The organism is Campylobacter sp. IFREMER_LSEM_CL2090 (genome assembly GCF_025771865.1).
Taxonomy (GTDB): domain Bacteria; phylum Campylobacterota; class Campylobacteria; order Campylobacterales; family Campylobacteraceae; genus Campylobacter_D; species Campylobacter_D lari_D.
In genome coordinates this window covers 1-12,361 of record NZ_JAKMRA010000002.1, presented here as the reverse complement: position 1 = coordinate 12,361, position 12,361 = coordinate 1, and the positions used below count along the sequence as shown (strand labels likewise).

General features: G+C 28.1%; 14 protein-coding genes. 8 read left to right on the top strand and 6 right to left on the bottom strand.

Annotated features, from left to right (window positions below; translation table 11 throughout):
• Window positions 1–2: 2 nt before the first annotated feature.
• Both L8V85_RS01215 and L8V85_RS01210 read right to left on the bottom strand, forming a co-directional pair.
• Window positions 3–752: a hypothetical protein gene (locus L8V85_RS01215; protein WP_133319961.1), complete on the bottom strand. Its 750-nt coding sequence runs from the start codon at window positions 750–752 to the stop codon at window positions 3–5.
• Window positions 753–773: 21 nt separating this feature from the next.
• Entirely contained in the window at window positions 774–2,015 is a 1,242-nt protein-coding gene (locus L8V85_RS01210) for a DUF2920 family protein (RefSeq protein WP_263737302.1), read from the bottom strand.
• Window positions 2,016–2,077: 62 nt separating this feature from the next.
• Here L8V85_RS01210 and pseF point away from each other — a divergent pair, with 62 nt between their 5' ends.
• From pseF to pseH (L8V85_RS01175), 7 genes are all read left to right on the top strand, one after another.
• Window positions 2,078–2,764, top strand: a complete 687-nt coding sequence (gene pseF / locus L8V85_RS01205; RefSeq protein WP_263737301.1) for a pseudaminic acid cytidylyltransferase — start codon at window positions 2,078–2,080, stop codon at window positions 2,762–2,764.
• A gap of 116 nt (window positions 2,765–2,880) precedes the next feature.
• A complete protein-coding gene (locus L8V85_RS01200; RefSeq protein WP_263737300.1) occupies window positions 2,881–4,770 on the top strand; it encodes a motility associated factor glycosyltransferase family protein in 1,890 nt (629 codons plus the stop codon).
• The gene (gene pseG, locus L8V85_RS01195) at window positions 4,767–5,591 is read left to right on the top strand and encodes a UDP-2,4-diacetamido-2,4,6-trideoxy-beta-L-altropyranose hydrolase (protein WP_263737299.1); all 825 of its coding nucleotides are present in this window, start codon (window positions 4,767–4,769) and stop codon (window positions 5,589–5,591) included. The genes L8V85_RS01200 and pseG overlap by 4 nt, the downstream gene beginning before the upstream one ends.
• Window positions 5,588–6,091 (top strand): UDP-4-amino-4,6-dideoxy-N-acetyl-beta-L-altrosamine N-acetyltransferase, encoded by a 504-nt coding sequence (gene pseH / locus L8V85_RS01190; protein ID WP_263737298.1) that lies wholly within the window; start codon window positions 5,588–5,590, stop codon window positions 6,089–6,091. Before pseG ends, pseH (L8V85_RS01190) begins: the two co-directional genes overlap by 4 nt.
• The gene (locus L8V85_RS01185) at window positions 6,088–6,774 is read left to right on the top strand and encodes a methionyl-tRNA formyltransferase (RefSeq protein WP_258108356.1); all 687 of its coding nucleotides are present in this window, start codon (window positions 6,088–6,090) and stop codon (window positions 6,772–6,774) included. Before pseH (L8V85_RS01190) ends, L8V85_RS01185 begins: the two co-directional genes overlap by 4 nt.
• Entirely contained in the window at window positions 6,764–7,432 is a 669-nt protein-coding gene (locus L8V85_RS01180; protein ID WP_263737297.1) for a PIG-L deacetylase family protein, read from the top strand. Before L8V85_RS01185 ends, L8V85_RS01180 begins: the two co-directional genes overlap by 11 nt.
• Complete coding sequence (gene pseH / locus L8V85_RS01175; protein ID WP_263737296.1) at window positions 7,429–7,893, top strand: UDP-4-amino-4,6-dideoxy-N-acetyl-beta-L-altrosamine N-acetyltransferase; 465 nt, start codon at window positions 7,429–7,431, stop codon at window positions 7,891–7,893. The genes L8V85_RS01180 and pseH (L8V85_RS01175) overlap by 4 nt, the downstream gene beginning before the upstream one ends.
• On the opposite strand, the gene L8V85_RS01170 is transcribed toward pseH (L8V85_RS01175), so the two are convergent.
• The 3 genes from L8V85_RS01170 to L8V85_RS01160 are packed head-to-tail and all read right to left on the bottom strand — an operon-like array spanning window position 7,861 to window position 10,344.
• Window positions 7,861–8,598 (bottom strand): HisA/HisF-related TIM barrel protein, encoded by a 738-nt coding sequence (locus L8V85_RS01170; RefSeq protein ID WP_263661742.1) that lies wholly within the window; start codon window positions 8,596–8,598, stop codon window positions 7,861–7,863. The two genes, pseH (L8V85_RS01175) and L8V85_RS01170, sit on opposite strands and share 33 nt — an antisense overlap.
• Window position 8,599: 1 nt before the next feature.
• A complete protein-coding gene (hisH, locus tag L8V85_RS01165) occupies window positions 8,600–9,211 on the bottom strand; it encodes an imidazole glycerol phosphate synthase subunit HisH (RefSeq protein WP_133319969.1) in 612 nt (203 codons plus the stop codon).
• Window positions 9,208–10,344 carry an N-acetyl sugar amidotransferase gene (locus L8V85_RS01160; RefSeq protein ID WP_263737295.1) on the bottom strand — a complete coding sequence of 379 codons (1,137 nt, stop codon included), beginning with the start codon at window positions 10,342–10,344 and terminating at the stop codon, window positions 9,208–9,210. The genes hisH and L8V85_RS01160 overlap by 4 nt, the downstream gene beginning before the upstream one ends.
• A 111-nt stretch (window positions 10,345–10,455) precedes the next feature.
• Between L8V85_RS01160 and L8V85_RS01155 the strand changes: the two genes are divergently transcribed.
• Complete coding sequence (locus L8V85_RS01155; protein ID WP_133319971.1) at window positions 10,456–11,235, top strand: sulfite exporter TauE/SafE family protein; 780 nt, start codon at window positions 10,456–10,458, stop codon at window positions 11,233–11,235.
• Here the strand turns inward: L8V85_RS01155 and flhB are convergent.
• Window positions 11,227–12,303: a flagellar biosynthesis protein FlhB gene (gene flhB, locus L8V85_RS01150; RefSeq protein ID WP_133319972.1), complete on the bottom strand. Its 1,077-nt coding sequence runs from the start codon at window positions 12,301–12,303 to the stop codon at window positions 11,227–11,229. The genes L8V85_RS01155 and flhB overlap by 9 nt on opposite strands.
• Between the last annotated feature and the right edge of the window lie 58 nt (window positions 12,304–12,361).

Here is a 12,361-nt window from a genome sequence, read left to right as displayed (position 1 = left end):
CTCTAATCATTAAAATACTTTGTAAAATGCTCTTGATATCGCATTTCTAAATTATCATATATATCTTGAATTTTGTCAATAAATTTTTCATTTCTATATGCTTGCATAGTCATAGAATTAATCTCTTGAAAAGCAAAAAAATCAAATTTTTCTTCATGTGTTAATTCTTCAAGATAAATTACTTTTCCATAATGATCATAAGTATACTGCTTAAGAGTTTCTTCTACTACTTCAAGCACCTTAAACACAAATATCATTATAGGTTCCTTTCTTAATACCTGTGTGCTTTGCTCAAATTCCTTTAAAAACTCATCATTTTTTCTATGGGTTATAGTACAATAATGCTTTTGGGCATCTTTATAAAAAATATCAAATAACGCGCAAGGTTTAACCCCTAAAAAATTTCCATCATAATCAACCTGAGGATAATAAGGATAAAGCTTGCATATCAAAGGTCTAAGACTATGAGGATTACAAAGTCCATTTAAATCACATTTTGCAAAATAAGCATTGATTTTTTTTCCATTTTTTAAAGTAAAGGTATTGACTTTTCCATTTTCTAAATATGTATTACCGGCTTGCTTTAGCGAAAGATATTCAACTTCAAGCATAGGTAATATCACCGCACTAGATTTATTAAATTTAAAATATTGTGCGTGAATATTATGACAGCATCCACCATTGCATGTTTTATAGCATTGTGGCGCAAAAATAAATTCTTTATCTTGTAATGAGTTAAAAAAATTTTTCATTTCTTTCCTTTCTTGCATCTTTTAGTTTAATTTTTGCACATCAAGTAATATCTGCTCATTTTCCTCTTTAAAAGTATATATTAAATCATCACACTTATATGAGATTTCTTTTTTACAAGTTTTATCTTTTAAAGGTTCTTGTAAAATTTGTGGTAAGTGTTTTTTAATAAGTAATTTCATAGGTATACCCATACCGTGAGTTAGATTTTTAATAAACTTACCATCTATTTGTTTTTCATCTATAATTTTTATAAATTCAACATCAAGTCCATGTTCTTTTAAGATATTAACATATTCTTCTTTTTCTTCTAAAGGAATATATTCATCAAATTTAGAATGATAAGCAATATATTTTGGATTTGGATATTTTGCTTGTATATTTATATGATCTTTATTTAGTGTTTCTCTAATAAGTTTTCTAGCAGGCGAAAAATAATAAGGGGATTGTTTGTTTGTAGTCCATAGTGTTTTTTCAGAAGCACAAAGTCTAATATTATTAAAATAGTGAAAGGTTCCAAAGCAAAAATACTCAGTATAATCAACTTCTTTTCCAAAACCTATATATCTCCAAGCATCTCCATCAAGCGTCACATGGGAAGAATTATCAATAATTGCATCTATAGTCCACGGAGCTATCTTTGCAGATAATATACCCATATAAGCACCATGTGAAACCCCTACTACAATGGTTTTTAAATCTTTATTTTTAAAAATATTCGCTTTTACATAAAGCAAAGTATTTATCATATCAATTGTTTGCATAATACCATAATTTTGATATTCATCATTTGTAAGTTTTAAGCTCACACTTAAATCTAAATAATAATCTCTATCAAAATCCCAAGCGTCTTTCTTTTTTTGAATTTCTTTATTAAGATATTCCATAGCAGGATGAAATTCTTCAAAAGTATTAAGTTTTGATATATCATAAGGAATTTCTATGTCAATAGCTTTTAAGCTTGCATCAAAAATAAGTTTATCAATATCATCTAAATACCATTGTGCTCCAGTTTGAGGACGATTACCTATACCATGATAATTTACACTCAAAACTGCTACATTATATTTTGATGCAAAATACTCCATATTAAATTTTAAAACAGGATCTCTTATATCAGCACCAAGTCCTTGAATGATACACATTATAGCTTGAATTTCTTTTGTATCATCATATATAAGTTGAAATTCTAATTTACTTTCTCTTTTTATATTTAATTCTACATCATCACAAGAGTCTATGAAATAAGTTTGATTTATGAGCATATTAAGCCTTTTAAAATAAAAATTCAATTATACTTACTTTTTTATAAATTTAAAGAGAAATCATGAAAAATCTTTGTATTATCCCTGCACGCGGTGGTTCTAAGCGTATTCCTAGAAAAAATATTATTGATTTTTTGGGAAAACCATTGATTGCTTATAGCATAGAAAGTGCTTTAAATTCAGGTATTTTTGATGATGTAATTATTTCAAGTGATGATTATGAGATCATAGAAGTGGCTTTAAAGTATGGTGCTAAGGCTCCTTTTGTGCGTAAAAAAGAACTAAGTGATGATTATGCAAGTTCAACCGCTGTAATACAAGATGCCATCATCACTCTAGAAAAACAAGGTAAAATCTATGAAAATGTGTGTTGCTTATACGCAACTGCTCCACTTATAGATGAGTTTATCTTAAAAGAAGCTTTTGAACAATTTAGTCAAGAAGAATGTAAATTTTTATTTTCAGCTTGTGAATTTGAATACCCTATACAAAGAGGTTTTTACCTTGATGATCAAAATAAAGTTTACATGTTTAATGAGTCAAATTATGATAAACGCTCACAAGATCTTACTAAAGCTTACCATGATGGTGGTGCATTTTATTTTGGCAAAAAAGAAGCGTGGCTAGAAGAAGATTTTATGTTTAAATCTCATTCTAAAGCTTTTTTACTTCCAAGAAATAAAATTTGCGATATTGACACTTTTGAAGACTTAGAATTTGCTAAAATACTATATAGATTTCAACAATAGAAACTATAAATTCTATAGTTTCTTGATTTTTAATTTCTATTTTATATAATATAAGTTTTTTCTTTTTAAATTTAAAGTATAATAAAGTAATTTTAGTTATATAATGAGGAAATATTATGCTACAAAAAAACATCAAAAGCATAAAAACAAAATTAAGTGAAACTTTATCAGCTATTAAAAAATCAAAATACAAGATTATTCAAGGTAATGATAGCTTAGATATAAATTTTTTAAATACTCAAGATAATACTCTAATTTATAAAAACCCTTTAGATGAATTAAATGCTATGTTAAAAATTTATAATGAAAAATATCGTCTATACCCTGTATTATATTTTTATGGGTTTGGAAATGGAATTTTATATAAAGCTCTTTTGCAAAATCCCCATCATAAGATTATTATTGTTTTTGAAAAAGACTTAGAAATTATCCATAGTGCTTTTAGCGTGATGGATTTTAGCAAAGAATTGCAAGAAGCTAAATTGGTAATAGCTGATACAAATACTTTAAATACAATTGATTATGAGCTAATGTGCAAACAACAACCTATGCTTAATTTTGCAAGAACATATTTTTTAGAACTACATTCTGATTATTATGAAAGATATCATGATGATATATTAAAAATTAATAACAATATGTCAGAATACCTTAAAAAAGCTATGTTAGCATATGGCAACTCACCTTTTGATGCACTTCAAGGTATAGAACAATTTACCTATAATCTTCCTAAAATGTTAACCCATCCAAATTATAAAGAGCTTTTACAAAAAAGAAAAAATCTAAGTGATACAGCAATCATTGTTTCAACCGGACCAAGTCTTTCCAAACAACTTCTGTTGTTAAAACAATACACTAGTAAAGCCACTATTTTTTGCACAGATAGTGCTTACCCTATCTTAGCTAAACATAACATCAAGCCTGATTATGTTTTATCTTTAGAAAGAATAGCTTTAACTAGTGAATTTTTTAATAATGATTTTGGTAATTTTGATAAAGATGTAACATTTGTTATAAAATCATACGCTCATCCTAATACAATGAAGTATCTTGATAGCAACAATAGAAATTACTTACTAGTTTCTTCCACAGGTGCTAATTTTATTTATTTTATACAATTGCATTCTTATGGTTATCTTGCAACCGGATGGAGTGTTGCAAACATGGCATCCAATCTAGCGTTTGATCTTGGACATAAAAATATTATTTTAATTGGACAAGATCTAGCTTATAGCAATACTGGACATTCGCACTCAAATGGCCATATTTATCCTATAAACAATAAAATTTATAAACAAGATTATGGAAAATATGAATGCGAAGCCTATGGTGGTAAAGGTAAAGTTCAAAGCTCTTTTGCTTGGACTTTATTCCGCCAAAATTTCGAAAGTGATATTGTTCGTTTCAATCAATGCAATGTTATTGTTTATAATTGCACTGAAGGTGGTGCTAGAATTGCAGGAACCATAGAAAAACCTTTTAAACAAATATGTGAAAAATTATTAACAAAAGAATTAAAAAAGCCTTTTATCTCACTAGAAAATCCAACTTTAAACAAACAAAATGAATTAATGCTTAAGGCATATATCAAAGTCAAAAAAAGCATTTCACACTGCCAAAATTTAAATAAAAATCTTAAAGATCAACTAGTAGGTTTAAAACAATCCTATCAACAAATTCATACCAAAGAAGATTTAAATATTATAGTAGAATATATCAATGAGATTAAATCAAGCATTGAAAATAAAAGTAATATACAAGAATTATATGAAATTTTATATCCCCTACTCATGCAGTTTGAACTTAATCTTGCGAAAATTTATGTTTTAAACCCTACAAATGAAGATGATGTATATAATAAATCTCTACTATGGATAAAAGAACATATTGATTGGCTTGAATTAATTATAGCCCATATTGATACTCATGAACAAATTTTACATAAAAATATACTTCCACTACAAGAAACCATTATACAAAGAGGATATGGACATAAAATCAAATGAAAGTTCTTTTTAGAAGTGATAGTTCTAGCACCATAGGACACGGACATATCAAAAGAGATCTTTTGTTAGCTAAGCAATATCATGATGTATCTTTTGCATGTTTAGCTCTAGAAGGTTCTTTGATAGATGAAATTCCTTATCCTGTATATGAGCTAACAAGTGCTAGTGTATATGAGCTAATCAATCTCATCAAAAAAGAAAATTTTGATCTTTTGATTATTGATCATTATGAAATTACTGCAGATGATGAAAAACTCATCAAGCTAGAAACAGGGGTTAAAATTCTAAGTTTTGATGATGAGATAAAAGAACATTTTTGCGACATTTTACTAAATGTTAATGCTTATGCTAAAGAAAGTGATTATGAGAATTTAGTGCCAAAATATTGTGAATTAAGATGTGGCTTTTCCTATGCTCTAATACGCGATGAATTTTACCAAGAAAGCAAGATAAAAAGAGAAAAAATTTATGATTATTTTATCTGTATAGGAGGAAGTGATCCAAAAAATATTTCCTTTGATATAGCAAATAAACTAAATAAAAATAAAGCTATCATCATAGCTACCACAAAAGCAAATTCTCATCTAAACTCACTTCGAAAATTAAGCCAAAAAAACCCTAATATACAAATTCTCATTGACCAACCTAATCTTGCAAGATTGATGAATGAAAGCAAAAAACTCATCATTAGCGCAAGCTCATTGGTAAATGAAGCTTTAATTTTAAAAGCAAATTTTAAAGCCATAGCTTATACTAAAAATCAAGAAAAACTTGCTACATGGCTTGCTAAAAAAGGCTATGAAGTGGAGAATTTTATATGATAATTTTAAAAGATTTTATCCATTTGACTCAAGAAGAAATCAAACTTGTTTTAAAATGGCGTAACGATAAAAGCATTGCTAAATTTATGAAAACGCAAAATATTAGCCTAGAAGAACATTTAAACTTTTTATCTAGCTTAAAAACAAACGCAACTAAAAAATATTTTTTAGTATATGATGATAAAAATATCATAGGCGTGATTGATTTTATCAATATTACTAAACTTTCTTGTGAATTTGGGCTTTATGGTATAAAAAAAGGCGTAGGTGAGCTTTTAATGCAAGAAGTTAAAAACTATACTTTCAATGTTTTAAAAGTTCAAACTTTAAACGCATGTGTTTTTAAAGAAAACACAAAAGCTTTGAATTTATATTTAAAACATGGTTTTGAAGTTATTAAAGAAGATAATAATTTTTATTTTGTAAATTTGTCTTTTGCATACATGGGGGGGGGTAACAACTTAAATATATTTAATCAAATATATGGAGTTGCAGTTTGAATATAATCATAGCAACTCTTAGAGAGCACAATATTAATAATTTTTATAAACTAAAAGAATTATATAAAACATATACTTTTTACCTCATAACAAAAAAAGACGATCTTACTTTAGAAAAAATAACAAAAATAAACCCAGATTATATATTCTTCCCGCATTGGTCTTTCTATATACCTCAAGAAATTTACAATAACTATCAATGTATTATTTTCCACCTTGGAAATTTACCATTTGGAAGAGGAGGTTCACCTTTACAAAATTTAATCATAAGAGGGGTATATAAAAGCAAAATTTGTGCTTTAAAAGCTTGTGATACATTAGATGGTGGAGAAATATATCTAAAACACAATATTAGTTTTAAAATTTCAAATGCACAACGAATTTATGAAAAAATCTCAAAAATCATATTCTTTAAACTAATACCAAGAATTTTACATACAAAAATCAACCCTCGCATACAAAAAGGGAAAGTAGTAATTTTCAAAAGAAGAACAAAAGAACAAAGCAATATCAATACACTCGAAAATCCAAATTTGATAAAAATATATGATTTTATACGCATGCTTGATGCCATTGATTATCCAAAAGCTTTTTTGGAATTTGAAAATATAAAAATGGTTTTTCAAAACGCAAAAAAACACAATAATAAAATAAAAGCAGAGGTAATATTTTATGAAAAATAACAAAATTTTAATTATAGCAGCTCACCCAGATGATGAAGTTTTAGGATGCTTTGGAACTATAGCAAAATATATTCAAGAAGGATATGAAGCTTATACTTTAATACTTGGAGAAGGTAAAACAAGCAGAGAGATAAATAGTGAAAATGAACAAGAAATTTTAGAAGATGAGTTATTTAAAGCAAATAATCTTTTAGGCATTAAAAAAGTTTTTAGAAAGTTTTTTCCTGATAATGCTTTTGATAAAATACCATTATTAGAAATAGTCAAGAGCATAGAAGAAGTTAAAAATGAAATTAAACCAAATATAATTTTCACACATTATGAAAAAGATCTCAATATAGACCATCAAATTACATACAAAGCAACAATTACTGCTACAAGATCTCTACAAGAAGAAAGTGTTAAAGAAATTTATAGTTTTGAAATTCTTTCGAGTACAGAATGGAACTATCCATTAAGCTTTCAACCTGATGTATTTTTTGATATTAGTGAGACGCTTGATTTGAAGCTAAAAGCTATGTCTTTTTATCAATCAGAACTAAGAAATTATCCCCATCCAAGAAGCTTAGAGGGAATAAAAATAAATGCACAATACCAAGGAATGAGAGTTGGTCTTCAATATGCTGAAGTGTTTAAAAGTGTAAAGGTTATAAAGTGATTTTTTATAAAAATTTTACTAATCTTACAAAAGAAGAAAAAAAGGAAATTTTTTATATAAGAAATTCTCCAAATATCTCTAAATTTATGAAAACAAAAAATATAAATTATAAAAATCACTTAATATTTTTAAAAGAACTAAACAAAAACAAAAATAAAAAATATTTTTTGTTGATAAAAAATAACGAGAAACTGGGAGTAATATATTTTAATAATATCATAAAATTATCCTGTGAATTTGGGCTTTATGGTATAAAAAAAGGCGTAGGTGAGCTTTTAATGCAAGAAGTTAAAAACTATGCTTTCAATGTTTTAAAAGTTCAAACTTTAAACGCATATGTTTTCAAAGAAAATACAAAAGCTTTAAATTTATATTTAAAACATGGTTTTGAAGTTATTAAAGAAGATAATAATTTTTATTTTGTAAATTTAAACAATCCTCACGGGGATATCATTTTTTAAAAGCTCATTTTTAACATCATTTGGAGTATATTGACTAAAATGAAATATATAAGCACCAGCCAATGCATTTGCACCAAGTTGTATGGCTTTTACCCCATCTTGAGGCTTAGAAAGTCCTCCATTGATAATGAGTGGAATTTTTAATTTACCTTTGAAATACTCTAGTAATTCCCAATCATACCCCAAAGAACTTCCTTCTTTATCAACACTTGTTAAAAGTATCTCCCCTGCTCCTAAAGATTCGTATTTTAATGCAAGTTCTAGCGGATCAATATCTAAAATTTCATTATTAAAAACTTTAAATTTATTTTTGTCTTTTTTTACATCAATCGAGCATACTACACAAGAGCTTCCAAAAGTATTTGCCACCTTTTTGACAAAATCTGGATCTTGCAAAGCCATAGAATTAATACTAATTTTATCAGCACCTATATCTAACACTTTTCTAATATCTTCTAAAGTTCTAATCCCACCTCCAATAGTTAAAGGCATAAAGCATTCATTAGCTATATCTTCTAAGCTTTCAAAATCTATAACACCATTTTTATTGATATCCAAAACTATAAGCTCATCAACATTTCTAGCATTATATATCCTAGCTGTGCTTATTACATGCCCTATAGTTCTAAAAGAAGAAAAATTGATACTTTTTACAAGCTGATGATCTTTTAATAACACGCAAGGTATAATTCTTGTTTTAAGCATACTAGGCCTTTAAATTTGCAAAATTTTCCAAAAGTTTCAAACCTACATTTTGGCTTTTTTCAGGGTGAAATTGCACAGCAAAAATATTATCTTTTTCAAAACTTGCACAAAAAGGTTTTTCATACTCACAAAAAGAAGTTTCCACACTTTCTAAACACTCTACATAATAAGAATGCACAAAATAAAAATCACTTTTTTCTAAAATTCCATCAAATAGCTTGCTTTTTTTATCACTAAATTGTAAATCATCCCAACCACTATGCAATAATTTTTCTTTACTTAAATCAAATTTCAAAACCTTTGCTTTTATAAAATCAAGCCCTTCGCACTCTCCGCCCTCATATCCCTTACTAGCAAAAAGTTGCATACCAAGACAAATCCCCAAAATAGGCTTTTTATCTTTTAAAACACATTCTTTTAAAAGCTCATCTAGTGCAAGTTTTTTTAAATTTTCCATACCTTGTTTAAAAGATCCAACGCCTGGTAAAACTAATTTAGAGGCATTTTTTATATCTTCTTTTTTAGAACTTATAATCACTTCTTGATTAAGTTTTTCAAAAGCTTTCAAAACAGATTTAAAATTTCCAAGATGATAATCAACAATACAAATCATTTCAAAACAAACTCATCTTTTTTTATCAATGATCCATCACTATCTCTTAAGAATTTACCATTTTCATCGCGTTTAAATATCTTTTTATTAGTATAAGAATCGACAATTTTTTCAAATTCTTTTTCACTAAAACCACTAAATTCCAAATACTTCTTAATAGCCTTTTTAGGTGGCTTTCCATCATATTTATTTACAAGTCTCACGCCCTCTTCACGGCTAATATAGCCAAGTCTTATATCCAAGCACGCATTATCCGTAGCTCTTCCAAAACCATATTTGCAGTATTTTAAATAATCATGCACATGATTTGAATAACAATCTAAATTTTCAAAATTCTCATAAGTAGTTTCAACTGGTTTTGTACTAGCTTTAAAGCCATTTTCTTTAGATATTTTTAAATTATACTTATAATCCCATTTAAAATAATATCCCAAAAATAACCCTGTAACTCCTACTCTTTGAAGCTCTTCATCACTTGGATAAGTATAAAAATATAAATCCTTTTCTCTAATACCATCAACACCAATCATATCAGAAATTCTATTACCCAAAAGTCCGCCAAATTCTTCAAGCCACTCTCTACCTAAAGTGTTTTTTTCTTTAGAGCTAGCTGGCCCACCATACTCAATCTGCGGACTTTCCCCCCAAATAATCAAAGGAATACCAAAAGCAACAGCTACTTTTGGAACACATGTAAAAATCCCCAAATGGTTTTGCCATTCATTATCACCCGTTCTTATAAAAGCTTCGCGGGCCAATTTTTTATACACCAAAGGATTTCTTTTGATATGGATTAAATCAACACCAAGATTGTTTAAATTTTTTAAATTTTTTTTACCTATTTTAGTAGGAATACTTGGTTCAAAACAAACACACAAAGGATTAAGTCCAAGTTCAAGACATTTTAAAACTTGAAAGGTAGAATCCTTACCACCACTTACTCCTATCACACAATCATACACAGGATGTTTTTTATATTTTTTAACGAGTTCTAGAAATTCTTTTTCACGCTCTTGCCAATTTATCTCATGATTTTTAGCTTCTTGCGAGCAACACGCATCACAAATTCCCTCATCATTAAAATGCAAATCAGGCTTAGTATCTGGCATAACGCATTTTTTACAAAATTTCATATTAACTCCAAAAAATCTTTATAATCATCATAAATCGACTATGATTATATTTTCTAAAGATAAATAAATTTTATTTTGTTACAATATTTTTTATTTAAAGGTTTATAAATTATGGATTTAACTTTACTTCCTTATATGATTATAGGAATTTTTTCAGGTATGGCTTCAGGGGTTTTTGGCATAGGTGGTGGTATGATTATCGTTCCTTTCATGCTTACTTTAGGACTTAGCTCTCATCATGCTGTTGCAATTTCTGTTGTACAAATGATTTTTGCTTCTATTTTTGGTTCCTATTTAAACTATAAAAAGAAAAATTTAATCTTAAAAGATGGACTTATCATAGGCTTTGGAGGCTTTTTAGGTGCGATGTTTAGCGGGCTTTTACTCTCGTATTTTTCAGATATAACCTTAACAAGTATTTTTCTATGCGTGAGTATTGTATTCTTCTTAAAATTTGCTTTTAATCAAAAAAGCACCATTGGAAACATTAACCACTCTAATATCTTAAAAAATTCTATTTTGCTAATTTGTGGCGTATTTACAGGAATTTTTGCTATATCTTTAGGAATTGGTGGTGGGCTTTTAATTACCCCTATTTTAGCTTATTTTTTAGGCTATGATACTAAAAAAGTAGTGCCACTTAGTTTATTTTTTGTAATATTTGCTTCAATTTCAGGAATTAGTTCTTTTGTATATAATGACATCATTGATAAAGAAGTGTTACAAAATGGAAGCTTAGTAGGATTTAGCTCTATGCTAGGAGTTTATCTTGGTATAAAAATCATGGAAAAAATCAATCTTAAATCCCACCGCATAGCACTTTTAGGTATTTACACCCTTTCTATAACTATGACCATTATAAGCTTAATTAAAAAGCTAAATTTATTTTAATCTATCGGCAAATTTTTGTCTATTGGAAGTATAAACAAAGCTTAAAACCTCTGCCACTGCTTTAAAAAGCTCTGGTGGAATAAGATCATTTACCTCGCAAGCTTTATAAAGTTCTCTAGCTAAAGGAGGATTTTCGTAAATCATAACATTGTATTCATATGCCATATCTTTAATACGCAAAGCTAAAAAATCCACTCCTTTAGCTAAAACTTTTGGTGCAGCTTCTTTGGAACTATCATAACGCAAAGCAACCGCATAGTGGGTAGGGTTAGTAATCACAACATCAGCACTAGCAACATCTTGCACCATTCTACGCCTTGCTGCTTCCATTTGCAAACGACGAATTCTTCCTTTTACCAAAGGATCTCCCTCGCTTTGTTTAAATTCATCTTTAACCTCTTGCTTACTCATGCGTAAGTTTTTAAAGTATTGATACCTTACCAAAAGTACATCTAAAAGCCCTATAATCAAAAAAGCTATAATAACAATAGCTGCAAGTATAATAGCTTTATCCCTAAGCCATAAAAGTTGTGGATAAATCGTATAAAGTTCTACTCTAGGAAGTTCTTTCATAAATTGCAATAAAAAAACAAAAGCTATACCAAATACAACACCGACTTTAAGTATAATTTTCAAAGCTTCAATAATCTTTTTTAAAGAAAAAAGATTTTTAAGCCCGTTAATAGGATTAATTTTATTAAAATTTGGAGTAATGGGCTTAGTAGTAAAAATAAAACCAAACTGCATTAGATTTCCAAGCACACCCGCTACCATAATTACTAAAGTAATGGGCAATACCATAATAAACATCTCTATCATAGTTTTTATAATGATTTTTTGTAAAATCTTTAAATCAATTTCAATGCCTATAAAACTTTGATAAAAACGATATAAACCGCTAATTCTCTCACCTATAAAAGGCATCATAAACAACACCACAACCACAGCTATAATAAGTACAGCCACAGCAGATGCATCTTGGCTTTTTGGGACATTTCCTTCTTGTCGCGCATCTTCTATTTTCTTGGATGTGGGTTCTTCTGTTTTCTCTTGATCATCAGCAGCCATAAAAAAACCTTTAAAAAATTTAAAGCAAGATTATAGCATTTTATCAAGTATCTGCTAA

Coding starts and splice junctions, on each gene's coding strand:
- L8V85_RS01155 (WP_133319971.1), top strand. CDS start 10,456: ATGGATTTAACTTTACTTCCTTATATGATTATAGGAATTTTTTCAGGT.
- pseF (WP_263737301.1), top strand. CDS start 2,078: ATGAAAAATCTTTGTATTATCCCTGCACGCGGTGGTTCTAAGCGTATT.
- pseG (WP_263737299.1), top strand. CDS start 4,767: ATGAAAGTTCTTTTTAGAAGTGATAGTTCTAGCACCATAGGACACGGA.
- L8V85_RS01160 (WP_263737295.1), bottom strand. CDS start 10,344: ATGAAATTTTGTAAAAAATGCGTTATGCCAGATACTAAGCCTGATTTG.
- L8V85_RS01180 (WP_263737297.1), top strand. CDS start 6,764: ATGAAAAATAACAAAATTTTAATTATAGCAGCTCACCCAGATGATGAA.
- flhB (WP_133319972.1), bottom strand. CDS start 12,303: ATGGCTGCTGATGATCAAGAGAAAACAGAAGAACCCACATCCAAGAAA.
- pseH (WP_263737298.1), top strand. CDS start 5,588: ATGATAATTTTAAAAGATTTTATCCATTTGACTCAAGAAGAAATCAAA.
- L8V85_RS01210 (WP_263737302.1), bottom strand. CDS start 2,015: ATGCTCATAAATCAAACTTATTTCATAGACTCTTGTGATGATGTAGAA.
- L8V85_RS01170 (WP_263661742.1), bottom strand. CDS start 8,598: ATGCTTAAAACAAGAATTATACCTTGCGTGTTATTAAAAGATCATCAG.
- hisH (WP_133319969.1), bottom strand. CDS start 9,211: ATGATTTGTATTGTTGATTATCATCTTGGAAATTTTAAATCTGTTTTG.
- L8V85_RS01215 (WP_133319961.1), bottom strand. CDS start 752: ATGAAAAATTTTTTTAACTCATTACAAGATAAAGAATTTATTTTTGCG.
- L8V85_RS01200 (WP_263737300.1), top strand. CDS start 2,881: ATGCTACAAAAAAACATCAAAAGCATAAAAACAAAATTAAGTGAAACT.